This is a genomic window from Aequorivita xiaoshiensis, from assembly GCF_022008395.1.
In the GTDB taxonomy this organism is placed as follows: Bacteria; Bacteroidota; Bacteroidia; order Flavobacteriales; family Flavobacteriaceae; genus Aequorivita; species Aequorivita xiaoshiensis.
Genome location: NZ_JAIRBB010000001.1, coordinates 618,353 through 636,104 on the forward strand (window position 1 = coordinate 618,353; position 17,752 = coordinate 636,104).

General features: G+C 34.6%; 14 protein-coding genes. 9 read left to right on the forward strand and 5 right to left on the reverse strand.

Going from position 1 to position 17,752, the window contains the following annotated elements; all coding sequences use genetic code 11:
- The first annotated feature begins 69 nt into the window (after positions 1-69).
- The 7 genes from K8344_RS02830 to K8344_RS02860 all read left to right on the forward strand — a co-directional run bounded on the left by K8344_RS02830 (position 70) and on the right by K8344_RS02860 (position 7,144).
- Positions 70-1,524, forward strand: coding sequence for a lipopolysaccharide biosynthesis protein (locus K8344_RS02830; protein ID WP_237606775.1), 1,455 nt, complete (start codon positions 70-72; stop codon positions 1,522-1,524).
- Positions 1,525-1,532: 8 nt separating this feature from the next.
- Entirely contained in the window at positions 1,533-2,009 is a 477-nt protein-coding gene (locus tag K8344_RS02835) for a hypothetical protein (protein WP_237606776.1), read from the forward strand.
- Between the two features lie 11 nt (positions 2,010-2,020).
- Entirely contained in the window at positions 2,021-2,455 is a 435-nt protein-coding gene (gene dut / locus K8344_RS02840) for a dUTP diphosphatase (RefSeq protein ID WP_237606777.1), read from the forward strand.
- 125 nt (positions 2,456-2,580) lie between these two features.
- Positions 2,581-3,597, forward strand: a complete 1,017-nt coding sequence (locus tag K8344_RS02845; protein WP_237606778.1) for a sugar phosphate nucleotidyltransferase — start codon at positions 2,581-2,583, stop codon at positions 3,595-3,597.
- Between the two features lie 90 nt (positions 3,598-3,687).
- Complete coding sequence (locus K8344_RS02850) at positions 3,688-5,085, forward strand: tetratricopeptide repeat protein (protein ID WP_237606779.1); 1,398 nt, start codon at positions 3,688-3,690, stop codon at positions 5,083-5,085.
- A gap of 4 nt (positions 5,086-5,089) precedes the next feature.
- Positions 5,090-5,854, forward strand: coding sequence for a lipoprotein insertase outer membrane protein LolB1 (gene lolB1 / locus K8344_RS02855; RefSeq protein ID WP_237606780.1), 765 nt, complete (start codon positions 5,090-5,092; stop codon positions 5,852-5,854).
- Positions 5,855-7,144 (forward strand): murein hydrolase activator EnvC family protein, encoded by a 1,290-nt coding sequence (locus tag K8344_RS02860; protein ID WP_237606781.1) that lies wholly within the window; start codon positions 5,855-5,857, stop codon positions 7,142-7,144.
- A gap of 491 nt (positions 7,145-7,635) precedes the next feature.
- Here the strand turns inward: K8344_RS02860 and K8344_RS02865 are convergent, their stop codons facing one another.
- The 3 genes from K8344_RS02865 to K8344_RS02875 all read right to left on the reverse strand — a co-directional run bounded on the left by K8344_RS02865 (position 7,636) and on the right by K8344_RS02875 (position 12,933).
- Positions 7,636-11,115: a S8 family serine peptidase gene (locus K8344_RS02865; RefSeq protein WP_237606782.1), complete on the reverse strand. Its 3,480-nt coding sequence runs from the start codon at positions 11,113-11,115 to the stop codon at positions 7,636-7,638.
- A gap of 279 nt (positions 11,116-11,394) precedes the next feature.
- The gene (locus tag K8344_RS02870) at positions 11,395-11,904 is read right to left on the reverse strand and encodes an acyl-CoA thioesterase (RefSeq protein WP_237606783.1); all 510 of its coding nucleotides are present in this window, start codon (positions 11,902-11,904) and stop codon (positions 11,395-11,397) included.
- Positions 11,905-11,994: 90 nt separating this feature from the next.
- Complete coding sequence (locus K8344_RS02875) at positions 11,995-12,933, reverse strand: HU domain-containing protein (RefSeq protein WP_237606784.1); 939 nt, start codon at positions 12,931-12,933, stop codon at positions 11,995-11,997.
- A gap of 196 nt (positions 12,934-13,129) precedes the next feature.
- Here K8344_RS02875 and dprA point away from each other — a divergent pair, with 196 nt between their 5' ends.
- Entirely contained in the window at positions 13,130-14,233 is a 1,104-nt protein-coding gene (dprA, locus tag K8344_RS02880) for a DNA-processing protein DprA (protein ID WP_237606785.1), read from the forward strand.
- On the opposite strand, the gene trpS is transcribed toward dprA, so the two are convergent.
- On the reverse strand, positions 14,230-15,198 hold the full coding sequence (gene trpS, locus K8344_RS02885; RefSeq protein WP_237606786.1) for a tryptophan--tRNA ligase: 969 nt from the start codon (positions 15,196-15,198) through the stop codon (positions 14,230-14,232). The genes dprA and trpS overlap by 4 nt on opposite strands.
- A gap of 73 nt (positions 15,199-15,271) precedes the next feature.
- On the opposite strand from trpS, the gene K8344_RS02890 reads away from it, so the two are divergent.
- Positions 15,272-16,012, forward strand: coding sequence for a lysophospholipid acyltransferase family protein (locus K8344_RS02890; RefSeq protein ID WP_237606787.1), 741 nt, complete (start codon positions 15,272-15,274; stop codon positions 16,010-16,012).
- Positions 16,013-16,110: 98 nt separating this feature from the next.
- Here the strand turns inward: K8344_RS02890 and K8344_RS02895 are convergent, their stop codons facing one another.
- The gene (locus K8344_RS02895) at positions 16,111-17,673 is read right to left on the reverse strand and encodes a porin family protein (RefSeq protein ID WP_237606788.1); all 1,563 of its coding nucleotides are present in this window, start codon (positions 17,671-17,673) and stop codon (positions 16,111-16,113) included.
- Between the last annotated feature and the right edge of the window lie 79 nt (positions 17,674-17,752).

A 17,752-nucleotide genomic window follows, 5' to 3' on the forward strand; every position in this document is an offset into this window, starting at 1 on the left:
ATTTTCAATACTTTTGCCTTCTTATATAAGGAACTAAATAAACCTTGTATGAATTAAAGCCGAACTTTTTTGAGCGTTTTTAAAAAACTATTTAAGCAAACATTTATCTATGGTTTAGCCACGGTTTTACCAAGGGTAATGGCTGTGATATTAGTGCCATTATACACTTCGGTAATGCTACCTGAAGAATACGGAATTTACTCAACTTTAATGGCATACCTTATTTTGGGAAATGTCTTGTTGAGCTACGGAATGGAAACTGCTTTTTTCAGGTTTGTAACCAAAGATTCTAGCAATCAAAATATTGTACAGTCCACGACTTTAACATCACTCACAGTTTCTACTTTTATATTCTTGGGAATAACCATGCTTTTTAGAAATCAAATTGCTGTTATTGCTGATTTTAATCCTGAATACGTTACTTACGGACTGTTAATTTTAGCTTTGGATGCTCTGGTAGTATTACCATTTGTTTGGTTTAGAGTAAATGAAAGGCCTTTGCACTATGCCGTAGTAAAAATCTTTAATGTAGTTATAAACTTAGCTTTCAATCTGTTTTTCTTGTTAATGCTTCCTAAACTAGCGGAAAACAGCACATATTGGAGTTCGCTATGGTTTCCAGAGAATAAAGTGGCTTATGTTTTTCTTGCAAACTTAATTGCAAGTGGAGTAACTCTATTGGTGTTGCTTCCTCTATATGTTAAAATTGGTTTTGGCTTCAGTAAAACTATTTGGAAACAAATGATGAAATATGCAATTCCTGTTCTTATCGCTGGAATCGCTTTTAGTATTAATGAAGCCTTCGATAGAATACTATTAAAGTATTTATTACCTAAAAATGTAGCTGAAGTTGAGGTTGGTCTTTATTCGGCTTGTTATAAGTTAGGAATGTTTATGACGCTCTTTGTAATGGCTTTCCGTTTGGGAATAGAACCGTTTTTCTTTAATCACTCGGGGCATGCAAATGCCAAAAACACCTATGCCACAATCACAAAATATTTTACCCTGTGTGGTTGCTTAATCTTACTTGGAGTAATAGTATATATAGATCTTTTCAAACATATTTTAATTCCAAACAGCCAATATTGGGAGGCGATTAAAATTGTTCCCATTATTTTATTGGCAAATCTTTTTCTTGGAATTTATCACAACCTTTCTGTGTGGTATAAGGTTACAGACCGCACCAAATACGGGGCTTATATTTCGGTTTTTGCAGCTGCAGTTACGCTAGTGCTAAACTTTGTTTTAATTCCCTACATCGGGTATATAGGTTCAGCTTTTGCAACTCTTGCCGCTTATGGAAGTATGATGGTGCTTTCGTACCTTTACGGACGTAAGTATTACAATGTTCCTTACGAAGTGAAAAAGATAGTTGGCTATTTGGTTTTAGCAATAGGCTTTTCAGCAATTTCCTTTTACCTCTTCGACCGAAATATTTGGATAGGATCTGCGTTATTATTACTGTTTATCGCTATTTTATTTTATTTTGAAAAAAATGAATTTTTAAAAATTATAAAAAAGTAAAGTTAAAAATGAAAATATTATTTTCTATTATCTGTATGTTCGTGTTATTGTCATGTAATGACGGAAATAAGGAAAACCAAAAAGTAATTGAAAATGAAAAGTCAGGTTTTTCTGTTGAGTTATTAGAAAATTATTTTCCTAAAAATGAAATAGAATTTAATTCACCCGTAAAAACGGTGGTTATTAGTGATAAAGTGCGTTTTGAGCAATTTTTTGGAGTAGCAAAAACTATGAATAATGTAATTTCACCAATTGATTTTGACGAAAATAAAGTGGTTGCTTTAATAGCTAAACCTAGTGATGTTAAGAAGGAAATTCTTATTACAGCAACAGAGCTTAAAAAGAACAAATTACTAGTTAAATATAAATTGAAACAAGGAGAAAATCAATCATTTACTTCTACAGACTTAAAGATGTTTGCAATTCCTAAATCGGTTTACGCTGTAGATTTTGTTATTGATAGAGACGAATCTGTAAACAATTAAAAAGAAAAGCTTTGAGAGTAAAAATTATAAACAAATCTAACCATCCATTACCGTCTTATGAAACATTAGCTTCTGCCGGAATGGATTTACGTGCTTGTGTTGATGAGCCATTAATTTTAAAGCCATTAGAAAGAGCAATCGTTAAAACAGGGTTATTCATTGAATTACCTGTTGGTTTTGAAGCTCAAGTTCGTCCTAGAAGTGGCCTAGCAGCCAAAAAAGGAATTACAGTATTAAATTCACCTGGTACAATAGATGCCGATTACCGTGGTGAAATTGGAGTGATTTTAGTGAATCTTTCAAACGAAGATTTTACAATTGAAAACTCTGAACGTATTGCACAATTAGTAATTGCAAAGCACGAACGCGCCGAGTGGGAAGAAGTAGAAGAACTTTCAGATACTTCACGCGGATCCGGAGGATTTGGAAGCACTGGTAGTAAGTAGCAATTTCTGAGTAACAGAAGTGTCGAAAATAAAAATGTAAATTAAAGTTTAATTAAATATTTTTTTAATCGTTTGAATTATAAGAATATAAAATAAAAAAACTCTGTGTTTTCAGAGGAAGATATATGAAAATTATTGTACCAATGGCAGGTCGCGGAAGCCGCCTTCGCCCACACACTTTAACAGTTCCAAAACCATTAATTCCCGTAGCCGGAAAACCAATTGTACACCGTTTGGTTGAAGATATCGCTGGAGTTTTAAATGAAAAAATAGACGAAATTGCATTTATCCTTGGTGATCCTGCGTTTTTTGGTGATGATGTTATTGCCGAACTTGAAACACTTGCAAAAGGTTTAGGAGCAAAGCCAACTATTTACAGGCAGCTAGATCCTAAAGGAACTGGTCATGCAATTATGTGTGCTAAAGACTCATTAAATGGTCCAGCGGTAATCGCTTATGCAGATACTCTAATTCGCGCAGATTTCGACCTAGATAAAGATGCAGATGCTGTAATTTGGACTAAAAGAGTAGAAAATCCAGAAGCATACGGAGTGGTTAACTTGAATGAGAAAAACGAAATTGTTGAGTTGGTTGAAAAACCAAAAGAATTCGTAGGCGACCAAGCTGTGATTGGAATCTATTACTTTAAGGACGTGGCCCTACTTAAAAATGAGTTGCAGTTTGTATTAGATAACAACATTATAAACGGAGGTGAATATCAAATTAATGACGGAATTAAACGAATGATGTCGTCGGGAAAAATATTCAAAACCGGAACCGTAGATGAGTGGATGGACTGTGGTAATAAAGAAGTAACAGTAGAAACCAATCAAAGAATGTTAGGTTTTCTTGCAGCTGCAAATCAGCAATTAATTTCACAAAATATTACTACTGAAAATTCTAATATAATCGAGCCTTGCTTTATTGGGGAAGGGGTGGTTTTAAAAAATAGTACTGTAGGTCCGTTTGTGTCTATTGGTAAAGGAACGGTAGTTGAGGATAGCACAGTGAAAAATACTATAATTCAGACAAATTCTAAGATTAGAAACGCTAATCTTGACAATGCAATGATTGGTAACTACGCTACATTTGATGGTAAATTTACCAATGTGAGTATTGGAGATTATTCTGAATTGAAATAGCATACAAATGTCCCCTCGAACGGAATCGAGGGGACTTTAATACTTAAATTTACAATTGAGGTCTCGCCTGCGCTTGACCAGACATAAAACTTGAAACATCGTTTATTATATACTATCATTTTTCTCTTCGGAATTATTGTTCCGCAGCATAGTTATGCTCAAAAAATAAATCCATCGCCACCCAAAGACAATAATGATTCTGTTGAAAATCCGATGGATGAATTGGGGAATGTAAGTGATGCATTTCAGGAAAATTTTTTCGAAGGTCTTAAACAGAAGGCGATAGAAAACTACGAGTTAGCACTTTCTGCATTAAAAAAGGCTGAAAAAGCTGCTAATTCTGAAGAAAATAAAGCAGTGGTGTATTTTGAGATGGGTAAAAACCACGTCTTTTTGAAAGAGTATGACCTTGCTGAAATAAACTTCAATAAAGTGCTTAAATCGCAAGGAGATAGGCTGGATGTTCTCGAACAGTTTTACGATTTGTACTATCAACAAAAGGAGTATGAAAAATCAATTCCTCTTGTAAAAAAACTAGTGAAATTTGATGAGGATTATAAAGAAGATCTTGCGAATCTATACACGCTTACAAAAAAGTATGACGAAGCTTTAAAGCAGTTAGACGATTTAGATGAAACTTGGGGTGAATCGGATATTCGCAATGCGTTAAGAGCGCAGATTTACCGAGCTACCGGAAATACCGAAGGTGCAATTGAAAACCTTGAAGGCAAGATTGACAAAAATCCTAAAAGTGAAAGAGAATACCTTAACCTTATTTACCTCTATAGCGAGCAAGGAAATACTGAAAAAGCCTTCGAAACAGCTAAAAATTTATTGAAGAATAATCCAAAATCTGAGATAGTGCATTTAGCGCTTTATAAGTTTTACTTAGATGAAGGAAACGCTACTGAGGCACTAAACTCAATGAAAACTGTGTTTGCTTCTGAAGACATAGATAAAGAAACTAAATATAAAGTTCTCGCAGATTTTATTCAGTTTGTAAATTCCAATCCAGATTACGAAGCAGAATTGACAAGAGTAGTAGAACAGTTTTCTGTTGAAAATGGACGTGTTTATGAAAAGATAGGAGACTATTACGCTGCAAAAAACAGAAAAGAAGATGCCCTAAAAGCTTATGAAAAAGGGATTGTTAACAATCCAGACAATTTTAATCTTTTAAAAAATACCATCTTGCTGCAAATCGATTTTCAAAAATATGAAGCTGCAGCCAAATTGAGCTCGGAAGGCTTGGAGATTTTTCCGGCGCAACCGCTTTTGTATTTGCTTAATGGGGTTGCAAACAATGGTTTAAACCTGAGCGATAACGCCATTGACAGTTTAGAGATGGGATTGGACTTTTTAATGGAAGATCTCAAAATGGAGCGTGATTTTTACAATCAACTTAGCTTAGCTTATTCGCAAAAAGGCGATGCAAAAAAAGCAAAAACCTATTCAGATAAAGCTGCGAATCTCAAAATGTCTAATTAATTTTATGAAGCTGAAACCATATTATTTAATCTTTTTACTTGTACTAACCTCTTGTGGAGGAACTAAGTCTGTAACTTCCGTAAAATATGCTTCTGCTAAGGAAGTTATTTCTTCCCATAAAATGGCTGCTCCCGAATTTAAAACCTTGGCAGGTCGTATGCAGTTGCAGTATGAGGACGAAAGGAAGTCGCAAAGCATAACCGTTAGCTTGCGTATGGAAAAAGATAAAAACATTTGGGTGAAAGCTTCCATCTTAGGAATTACAATTGCAAAAGTGTTGATTACTCCAACAAGCGTTAGCTATTATGAAACAATTGGAAAAACTTATTTTGAAGGTGATTTTGCACTGTTGGGTGAATGGCTAGGTACACCAATCAACTTTCAGCAGGCACAAAATCTACTTTTAGGGCAATCAATATTTACTTTAAACCCTGGAGATTACACATCTGAGGTGTTTCAGAATAAATTCAAAATTCAACCAAAGCAACAGCCTAAGAATTTCATACATTCGCTTTTTATAAATCCTGATAATTTTAAAATAGCTTCAGAAACATTATCGCAACCAGATGACAACCGCATATTAGCTATTCGTTATGGAGACTATCAAAAAGTGGAAGAACAATATTTTCCAAAAAATATAATGATTAATACTTCTGAACACGAATCGAGTACACTGATTGAAATTACGTTTAGAAAAATCGATTTGAATGTGAACATAGGTTTTCCATTTAATATTCCAGATGGTTACGAAGAAATTCAACTTAATTAAATGAAGCAATTCTCGACATATATTTTATTATTTTTCTGTTTCCTAACAGTTACATCTTCCTTTGCACAAAGTGACAAACAAAAGGAACTAGAGGAAAAGCGGCAAGCTATACTTAAGGAGATTAAGCAAATAAACTCTCTTCTTTTTAAAACTAGAAAAGAAGAAAAATCTGTGCTTTCACAGGTAGAAGATTTAAATCAACGTATTGCAGCTTCAGAAAATTTAATTCGAGTTACAAACCAGCAAGCAAACTTGCTTACTCGAAATATTAATGAAAATATTAATAAAATAAGTGCGCTTCGAGAAGAATTGAAAGTGATGAAAGCTGATTATGCTGCCATGATTCAAAAATCGTATAAAAGCAAAAACCAGCAGAGTAGAATAATGTTTCTGCTATCATCTGAAAACTTTTTGCAAGCCTATAAACGCGTTCAGTATATGAAGCAATATACGGCGTTTAGAAAAAAACAAGGTGAAGGAATAAAAGCAAAAACTGAGGAATTACAACAGCTAAATACAAATTTAATCGATCAGAAAAAGCAGAAACAAAAGCTGATTGCTGAAAATGAAAAGGCAAAACGAAAGCTTACAGAAGAAAGAAAGAACCAACAAGCTCTAATGGCTGCCTTAAAGAAGGATGAGGGCAAATTTGTTTCGCAAATACGCAATAAGCAAAAAGAAGCCGATGCAATAGACCGTCAAATTGAAGCTATAATTAGAGCTGCAATTGAAGAGGCTAATAGAATTGCAAGAGAAAAAGCGGCTGCAGAAGCTAAGGCAAAAGGAACCACGGATGCTACTTCAACAAAGAATAAAATAACAAAACCAGCTAAGTCGGAAGAGTTTTCATTAACTGCGGAGGACAAGGCTCTGGCAGCGAGTTTTACAAAAAACAAAGGAAAACTACCTTGGCCAGTAGAAAAAGGGATGGTAACTAAAAGTTTTGGTACGCATAGACATCCACAATTCCCGAATGTTACAACCAATAATAGTGGGGTTGAAATTGCTACAAGTGATAATTCTGCTGTGCGTTCTATTTTTGAAGGACAAGTGTTGTCTATCCAAATGATAAAAGGTGCAAATAAGGTGGTTATAATTCAACACGGAGATTATCTATCTGTCTACAGCAATTTGGCTACAGTTTCCGTGAAAAAAGGCGATAAGGTATCTACCAAACAAAATATCGGTACTGTAGCAAAAAGCGCTACAGAAGGGCGCACGCTATTAAAGTTCTATATCTATAAGAACAAGACGAAAATTAATCCAGCAGATTGGATTTATAGAATGTAGAAAATTTATATTAGCAATTAAGACCTTCCTCCTAAAAGGAGGTCTTTGCTGAAGTTTATAATACAAACCTTATATATTCATTTTCTGAATATATAACTACATTCTTAGTTCGTTTTTAGTTGATTACCCAAGAATTTGTAGATTGGTTATTGTTTAGATTAAGAGTTTCTAATTGATGAATTCCTACAACTTTTTTCCTTGTCTCTTGTCCCCAGAGCTTCTCTTATAATTAACATTTAATTGAAATCGTTGTAAAACCAAACGATGTATTATAGGCCATCTAGCATATTGGGATTTTTAGGCAGTTGTACTCTCTCTTGCTAATTAGTAATCGAAAATGGTTATAACAATATAATGTATTCTGTAGAAGTCTTAACCGTCTGATTATTATGAATTAACATTATGATTTAGTAAAGTTGATTCACAAAAAAAGAGACTGTCTTGTTAGACAGCCTCTTTTTGGTTTTTAAAATTTTACTTTTTGGAAATTTTTACTGCACTATCAACTTTTTAGTAGCACTAGTTTTTCCAGACTTTATTTTCACAAAGTAAATACCAGTAGCATAATTAGAAACATTAAGTGTTCCTCTTGACTTGCCACTCATTTCATTTTCAGTAATAGTCTGTAGTTTTTGCCCTAAGCTGTTGTACAGTTCAATAGAAACATTGTTTTGAACTGTGGTGTTCAAATTGATAACTACTTCACTTGAAGCTGGGTTAGGATACATTGATACATTACTGAAAATTTCTTTGTTAACACCTAATGAACCATTAACATTTATATTATCTATATAAGTGCTATTTCCGTAACCAGTAATATTTACAAATCTAAATTGAACATTTTCACCTAAATAAGCTGAAAGATCAATTGTTTCTGTACGCCATTGATTTGCTGAACTAGGAACCCAAGATCCAGTAAAATATCCAGGTATAGTTGAAAGATCTAGACCTTGTTTGTAATAGATTTGATTAAAAGTAGCTCCACAATCTGTAGATATATCTACTCTAAATGCGTCAGAGAAACTTGATGAGTATTGTGCTTTGGCAATGTCAAAACTTAAGTGAGCATCATTAGCTGTTGTTAAATCGATAAATAGAGTTTGTAATATATCTTCTTGTCCGTTGCCGTTATAACTATTGTTGTCAACATAAGCGGTTAAAGTAGATTCACCAGTACTTCCAGTAACACTTCTAGGTGTCCAGGTAATACTATTGTCTGGATTAAAGATAGTCCACCCCTCAGGTGGCATTCCGTTTACATCAAACGGCTCTTCGTAATCTAACTGAGCTGCTTCCATTTCTGAATAGAATGTAAGTGCATCCTCATCATTATTTGGATTTTCATCACCCGGTAAATCTATCGAAACAGTTAATGTGTAGGTTCCACTAGTAGTTATTTCAATTTGCTCTGCAAAATCAAAAATCACAGTTTGACCAGAAGGAAGGGTTTCTGTAAATGTTTCAGTAATAAGACTTCCACTGTCTAATTGATAACTAACATCAAAATTAGTTTGTGAATCTATACCCGTATTTGTCAACTTAGCCGAAACAGTAACAGGTCCTGGATTGCAAATCTGATTAAAATCACTTGGAGTGTTATTTACTTCAACAGCAACATCATTAGCTAACGTACAGTTAAGAAGTCCACCATCGTGCTTTCTAGCAACACTTCTACGTCCTTCCCAATCTTCTGTATCATTTTTTGCTAAAACTGCATACCAAAGTGTTGCCTCAGGGTCTGTAATAGGAATAGTGATAGAGTTAGTATTAGTAGTACCAACAACCTCCATATATTTTTCACCTAAGATATAAAAATCATAAGATTCTGCATCGGTAACTGGATTCCAGGTGAAGGTTGCTGTAGATGGGCAAACTTGACTAACTAGATATCCTGTTACTAAAGGAGCAATGTCAAAAGTATCATCACTTACATCTTGCGACGACCCATTACTTACACGAATTAATGCTTTACCAGACACTGAGTTTGGTACATTCCATTCGTAGTTAGTAGTCGAGCTAGGAACAGTTGCGATGTTATTCCAGCTGCTTCCATTGTCAATTGAGTACTCAAGTTCAAAACTTGAGGTAGTGTTTACAGCTACAGCATCCCAGTGAATAGATTCAGCTTCACCCGGAACTACACTTTCACCTCCATTAGGATAAGTTACCGTGATGTTTTCAGAAATAACTTCATATACCACAAAATACTCCTGTGGACCAACAGGTACATTAAAACCTGTTACATTTATGTTGTAATTTCCTGATGTTGGGTTGTTTATTACAACTTGCTCCACGTTATTAAGGCGATCTACACCATTTGTAGCCGGTAAGTTTAATGTTGTTGGGTTTGGAGTTGGATCTAGAATATAAGGTAGGTAATCTGTGTTATTTGGATCTTTTACCACTAAATCTAAATCGTTTACCAACGCTGGATTAGCACCTGGAGATGCAGGAGCATCACTCCAATAAACCATAAAACGTACTTGCTTAGTACCTGCAGGAACATTTATTGAGTGGTTGTTTGTATCACCTTGTGAGATAGTGCTAGAAAGGTAACGTTCATCTTCGATAAGCTTTGCAGCACGAAGTCCGTTTACTATACCGAAACCAAATTTGTAATCAGGTCCAACGTTTCCAGCATCGTTAGCTGTGTTTAATAAAGCCGCTTTAATAAGTGCAGATTGAGGAAGATCTCCGCCATTTAACCCCGCATAGGCTTCGTATAATTGAGCCGAAACACCAGCAATACCTGGAGCAGCTCCTGAAGTTCCACCGAAACTACGGTAAGTGTTGTTTTCATCTGTAGACATTTGATGTTGACCATTTGCAGCAATGTCTGGCTTAATTCTACCATCATGTGCAGGTCCTCTACTACTCGATGATACCAATGAACCGTCAAAATAAACGTTTGCAGTAGCGATTACGTTTTTACCTTGTTTGTGACCCCCAGTAATATTTCCCCATTGGTTGCCGGCTCCATAACCACAGTTGTTTCCATTGGAATTTCCTGCAGAGAATACGTGAAGAAGGTTAGGGAAATCTTTTGTTTGAGTATCAACAGTTCGTGTAATTGTAGTATAACCATCATTACAACCATTACTATATGAAGAGTTTGTAATAACTACATCACCGCTATTGATAAGTGAAACTGTTGGTCCATCCAAAAAGCTTGGGATGTAGTTTACTACGTGAAGTGTTGAACCAGCAGCCATACCTCTGTACGAAGGATTTAAGTTTCCTGCTCCAGACATAATTCCTGAAACACCATCACCGTGGTTTTGTCCTGTACCACTAGCTTGTGAGTTGTCTATTCTTCCTTGAAAATCGATATGGGGTCCTACGATACCATCATCACGACATAATACGCCAATTCCCTCACCTGTGTAGTTTCTACCTGCCGTAGTTTGAGTATCTAAATTACTTGAACGGTGAAGACTTCTACCACGAGTATCATCTGGAACAGAGGGAGCTGGAATTAATTCAATCCATTTTACAAATGAAAGATTTGCAAGGTCTTCTAAGCAGTTGTTTGGAATAGAAAGTTCTATATTGTTAGCGCCTTTGTATTGTTGCTTTACTGCAATTTGTCTTTGAGCTAACTCTTGAATAACTTGATCTGCTGAAATATTTTTGTGAAACTCTAATGTCACTAAAATGTTATCTCCATCCATAGCCCAATACTCATAAGGAGGGTTTTGTAATTCCTTAGAAAGTTTTGCATTTCCATTAACAGCTACAATTGAACGTACTCCGTTATTTCTTAAAAAATCTACAGAAGTATTTTTTGGGAAATAGAATAAGTATGTATTGTGAGGAATGTATTCAATTAATTCTAAATTGTTTTGCTTAAAAGCATCTTGAACAGATTGCTTTGGAGTTTCATAAAATTGAACCCAACCTACATAGCCTTCAGCCATTTTAGCTGATACAGGAAGTTGGCTCCATTTAAAGCTTGAGATATTTTCGGGCATCTCATAATTTTCGCCCTGAAAATTGATGTTGTAATTGTTTTGTCCAAAGGAAGTCGAAAAGACAAATACTAAGGCAAAAAACAAAAAAAGTTTTAACCGGGGAAGCGTAGTTTTTTTCATAATTGCAATTAAGTTAATAATAATTTCATAAGGATTTCTACTAAAAGATTCCAAATATATTTATTAACCTTTAAAGGCAATCAAGATTTCGCAGAAATATTCTACTTTAACAATTAATATGTTTTAAAAAAATCGAAACTTAACCTTCTAAGTGTAAGTTTATTGAAAAATAGATTTAAGCTCTATAGCATCTTTAGGCTTCATTTTTCCAGCTAAGACTAAACTTAGTTGCTTGCGGCGTAAAGCAGCGGCAAAACGCTCTTTTTCTAATTCGGTTTCTGGAATTAATTCAGGAACTCTTACAGGATGCCCCATTTCATCTACAGCCACAAAGGTATAAATGGCTTCATTTGAAAGACTCTTTTCACCACTTTCACGATCTTCAATAAAAACATCCATATAAACTTCCATCGAACTTTTGAAAGCTCTAGAAACTTTAGCTTCAACGGTAACTACACTTCCTAAAGGAATCATTTTGTTGAAAGCTACGTGATTTACTGAAGCAGTTACGACAATTCTTCTACTGTGTCTACGCGCGGCAATACTAGCGGCTCTGTCCATTCGAGCTAGAAGCTCTCCTCCAAACATATTTCCAATTGGATTAGTTTCACTAGGCAAAACCATATCTGTATAAATAGTAAGTGATTCTTTGGCTTTTTTTGGTTGCATTAGATAGTTTTTTGGCAAAGATATCTAAGTTCAAAGTAAAAGAATAGAAAAAAGAGAAATATGGGTAAGTTTTACAGGAATATTGTAATGTTATTTAATCTCCTGCACTAACATCCAAGCATCTGCATTCTCGTTGGCTTGAATTTGATAGAGCTTTTTTGAAGCTTCCGAACGACTTTCAAAACTTGCATATAAAACTTGATGAAGTCCGTATTTAGAGGCTTGCATTTTAAAAGGAGAGTACCCTTTTTCGCGTAATTCGTCCATTTTTTTATCTGCATTTTCCTCAAGTCTGTAAGCCCCAGCTACAATATGATAGTTTCCGGTATGCTTTGGAAGATTTAGACTTAAAACTGGAAGTGGATTTGAAATTACAAAAGTTGCTTCCTGGATTTGATTTTCAATAAGTGAATTTGCTTTTTGGCGTTCAGCGTAATTAAACTGCTGAACTTGAGATTCATAAATCTTCATGCTACCTAAACCAACTGCAGAAAGAGCAATTACTGCAATTGCAGCATATTTAAGATATGGTTTTGAAGGTTTTCGCTCGGTATTTAGAACTTTAGGCTCTATTTCTTTTTCAGATTTAGATTCCTCTTTATAGATCTCACGATTTATTTCTTCCGAAACAAATGTAGAAAGTCCAAAGGACGAGGTGCTAAAGTTTTGATGTTCAACAGGCTCAAACTGAATTGATTTTTCTTCATTCAATGAAAATTCACCAATGTTTTTGAAAGAAACTTCTTTTCCTTCCAACAAATCTCTAGAAACTTCAGCAGTAAAGTTTCTTATTTTTTGAAGTGCTGTTTCATAACTGCACTTGTCAACCGAAGCTACATAATTAGCAAGTAAACCATCATTAGCTTGTAATTGTCTGTTAAACGAAACAATTTTAGAAGGCGGATGAAATTTGTTAGTATTACTATCGATATAAGCAGATTTTTGACGAGTTAAAAAAGCGCCAAAACCTGGGATTATAACGCATTCGTAGCGGTATAATAAATCGTTTATGTAGGTAATTAGTTGCATTGAAACAAAGTTAGTTATTTTATGATGAGGTTCAAGTTATCAGTTAAAAAATTATCAACATCTTTTACAAGGTGATTATTAAATGCTTTTTTTGTTAGAATTCATCCTTAATAACTTGCAGATAGTTAGATAGATAAGCTTAAAGTGAAAAAATATTGTATTTTTAAGAGTCTATGAGGTTTTTAAAATTACCATTATGCTTTCAAAAAATGAACTTCGTTATACTCTTGCTTTACAGCGAATTCCAAATTTGGGGGATATTTCTGCAAAAAAGTTATTGCGAAAAATAGGCTCTGCGGAAGCAATTTTTAAAGAAAAGAAATCTAATCTCGCCAAAATTGATGGTATAGGATTGTCGAGATTAAGGGAAATAAACTTGAATAAACAATTAGAAGAAGCTGATGACGAACTTCAGTTTATTGAGGCTAATAATATTGAGTATAGTTATTTTCTAGACAAAACTTATCCCGAGAAACTGAAACACTGCATAGACGGCCCAATATTATTTTTTCACAAGGGTAATATCGATTTAGTTGGAAAACGTATAATAAGTATAGTAGGTACTCGAAAAATCACTAGTTATGGCAACTCTATCTGCCAACAGTTAATTGAAGACCTCGCTCCACTAAACCCTGTTATTGTTTCTGGTTTAGCTTATGGGGTTGATATTTGTGCCCATAAAGCCGCAATAGATAATAATTTGCAAAATATAGCATGTCTCGCTCACGGTTTGAATCAAATGTACCCTAAAGATCATAAACGTTATGCTTCGAAAATTGAAGACAACGGTGGCTTTATAACTGAGTTTTGGAGTAGTGATGCATTTGATAGGAACAACTTCTTAAAGAGAAATAGGATAATTGCTGGCCTTTCCGAAGCGACGGTTGTAATAGAATCTGCTGAAAAAGGAGGAAGCCTGGTTACTGCAGATATAGCACAATCATATAATCGTGAAGTTTTTGCAATTCCAGGAAGAGCAACAGACAAGCAAAGTAAGGGTTGTAATAATTTAATTAAGACACAAAAAGCTCATTTAGTAACAAGCGCTGCAGATATAATTTACCTATTAGGCTGGGAAATTCAAGAAAATAAAAAACCTAAACAAACTCAGCTTTTTGTAGAACTAGATGATGAGGAAAAGGTTATTTTTCGATTTTTAAAAGATAAAGAAAAAGAAATGCTAGATGTTATCGCTTTGGAATGTAATATACCCGCATATAAAACAGCTAGCATTCTTATGAATATGGAAATAAAGGGCGTAGTACGTCCTTTGCCAGGAAAATTATTTCAGTTAGTTTAGTAGCCAATTTTCTCTCTTACTCTTTTCAAAACTCCATCGGCAACTTTACGTGCTTTTTCTGCACCCGCTGCAAGTGCTGCATCAACTTCATCAAGATTTTCCATAAAGTAGTTGTAGCGTTTACGTTCTTCAGAGAACTTCTCGATAATTAATTCAAATAGCGCTTGTTTTGCATGTCCATACCCGTAGTTTCCGCCTTCGTAATTTTTACGCATTTGTGCAATTTCTTCAGGAGAAGCTAGTAATTTATAAATATTGTAAATGTTACAAGTGTCTGGGTTTTTAGGTTTTTCTAAAGGAGTGCTATCGGTTTCTATAGCCATTACCTGTTTTCGCAGCTTTTTGTCGGCTAAAAAGATATTGATATAGTTATTTTTCGATTTACTCATTTTTGAGCCATCGGTACCTGGAACATACATAGTCTCTTCTCGCACTTGTCCTTTAGGCATTACGAATGTTTCACCCATTTGTGTGTGGAAACGAGAGGCTACATCGCGAGTTATTTCAATGTGTTGCATTTGATCTTTCCCAACGGGTACTATTTCAGCATCGTATAATAAGATATCTGCCGCCATTAGCATCGGGTAAGTGAAAAGGCCAGCGTTTACATCTTCAAGACGGTCTGCTTTATCTTTAAATGAATGTGCTAAAGTAAGACGTTGAAAAGGAAAAAAGCAGTTTAAATACCAAGTGAGCTCTGTTGTTTGTGGAACATCGCTTTGTCTATAAAATATTACACGATTTACATCAAGACCTAAAGCAAGCCAAGTTGCCGCCGTACTGTAGGTGTTTGCGCGAAGCGTTTCGGCATTTTTAATTTGCGTTAACGAATGCATATCTGCAATAAACAAGAACGATTCGTTTTTTGGATCATTCGCCATTTCTATGGCGGGAATTAAAGCGCCCAATAAATTTCCTAAGTGAGGTGTACCTGTGCTTTGGATTCCTGTAAGTATTCTAGACATTGTTATAAAAAATTTTAGCAAAGGTACCTTTTTTCAATAATTTGCATACTTCAAATATGTACTTTTGACCCCGATGAAATTATTTGAACAGATATTTGCGACATTCTATCGTATTTGGTTTTATATAATAATAGCATTTGCTACAATTTTACTTTTTCCTTTTCTTCTAATAAGTATTTTAAAAAGCTCTTGGTATCCATTCTTTTTCAAAGTGGCACGTGTTTGGTCAATAATAATTATTTATGGAATAGGGTGTTATCCGGTTATAAAAAGGGATGTAAAATATCAAAAAGGCAGAAGCTATATGTTTGTTGCAAACCATACCTCAATGACGGATATAATGCTAATGTTTTATACTACTAAAAATCCGTTTGTATTTGTTGGCAAAAAGGAGTTGGCGAAAATTCCTCTGTTCGGATATATTTATAAACGCACTTGTATTTTGGTTGATCGCGGTAATACCAAAAGTAGGGTGGAAGCTTTTCGCAGAGCAGAAAAAAGACTAAATGAAGGGTTAAGTGTATGTATTTTCCCTGAAGGTGGTGTGCCAGACGACTTGTCTATTATTTTAGATGAATTTAAAGATGGGGCTTTTAGATTGTCTATTGAACATAAAATACCAGTAGCGCCTATGACGTTTCATGATAATAAGAAACGTTTTCCATACTCTTTTTTTAAGGGAGGGCCTGGAAAAATGCGCGTAAGAGTTCACGATCTATTCGAAACTGATAGCTTAGAAATGACCGATCGTAAAGAATTGAAAAACGCCACTCGAGAAGTGATTTTGAATGAGTTGTTAAAGCCTACAGTTTAAATTCAATTTTTTTTATAACTCAAAAAAACCATCCTGTGGCTAAGAACGGTTTTTTCAATGTTTGATTTTTAATCAAACGCAATCAACTTAAAACTAACTTAAAACTTGAAGCTTATTCCGCTGTATACTCCTAAATAATATGGTTTAAAGTTTACAGAAGAATCGGTATATGGATTGAGCTGGTATTTAAACATAGGCTCAATATTAAAAGTAAATTTCTTAGATAATTTGTAATCTAATCCTAATCCAATATTAGTTGAAAAGCTTACATCTGAAAGATTATTAGCTTCTCCTAATACAGTGCTAAAGTTATCTGCTTTTACAGAAATTTCATTATTCCCTAAAACTAAAGTACTTAATCCACCTATCAGGTTTACTCCTAATCGAGTGTCTAATAGTGAGTATTTAAGTTCAACAGGAATTTCATAGTAATTTATATTTTGTATCACCCGAGCGTTTCCTTGAGTAGATTTTAGATTGATGTTTTCAAAACCTCCTGAAGGCGCAGAGCTATGAAAAGTTGATTTTGAAACTACAGTCGTAACAATTTGCTTTCCACCATAGTCTACAGTTCTTAGTGCAGATGATACAGGGCCCGTGCCTACCAAAATATCGGAAGTGCTATAGCTTAAATCTACATTGTTCAGTCCGGTTCGAACACTTAAGCGGTTGCTTACAGCGTAGCTAACTTGTACGCCATAGCTCATGTTAACATCTCCTTTTTGTGGATTGTCTGTAAATGTTGGATCTATAGAGGATCCGTTACCTAAACTGCTGTAATATACTGGAGCTACATTCGGTGCTATCTTCCAGCGATGTTTAGGTTCTTGTTTCTCTTTCTCTTTTAATTCATTTTCTTCAACATTTTCAGCAATGGCATCGAATATTGATTTTTTAGTTATCGAATCTTGTTTAGTCTCTGCATCGGCCTTCGCTAAGCTTTTTTCTTTATCCGTTGGAATTACTTTCGAGTTTACATCTTTTGATTTATCAACTTCAGCGATTCCTTGATTATTTTTAATAATGATATTCTTTTCGGAATCCATGAGCTTGTCAGCAGCATTCTTTTCAGTTTTGTATAATGTGGTTTTTTCTGAAGGATTTTCTGAAGTGGCAATTCCTTCATTCAACTCCTTTGTTGGAATATTCTTAGAGATTTGACTTTCTGAATTAGGTTGCTTTTGAATTGCTTTCTCCTTTTCAGAATCGCTTGAAGCAACTACTATATTGGTAGCTTTTTTTGAAGTTCCCTTAATTGTTTTATTTGAAGTCCTTGTTTCACTTTTATCCTTCGTATCAATTTTTTCTGAAGAATTTGAATTTTGAGTTGTCACAACTTCAGTAGCTACTTTAGCATTTTGGATTTCTGATCCTGATCTAGTTTTCTGAAGATTTTTATTGTTTTGCTCAATATTTTCATTGGTGATTTGCTCACCATCTATTATATCATGTGAATTGTAAAGTGAATTGCCAACAGTTAAAAGTAGAGCAAGTAACGCCGCAACACCGCCAAGTTTTATCCACAACGGAATAACTTTGCGTTCTTTTTTGTCCTTGTTGAGTTCCGCTTGAATGTTTTCCCAAACGCGCGGCGAAGGAGTGGCTTCAAGATTATTGAAACCTTCTTTAAAAATGTTGTCTATATTTTTCTTTTCTTTCATTAGTTTCGCTGACTTTCGGCGTTTAGTTTAAAACTTAACTGTCAGTTGTCTTAATAAACCCCTACCCAGTAAAAGCAGG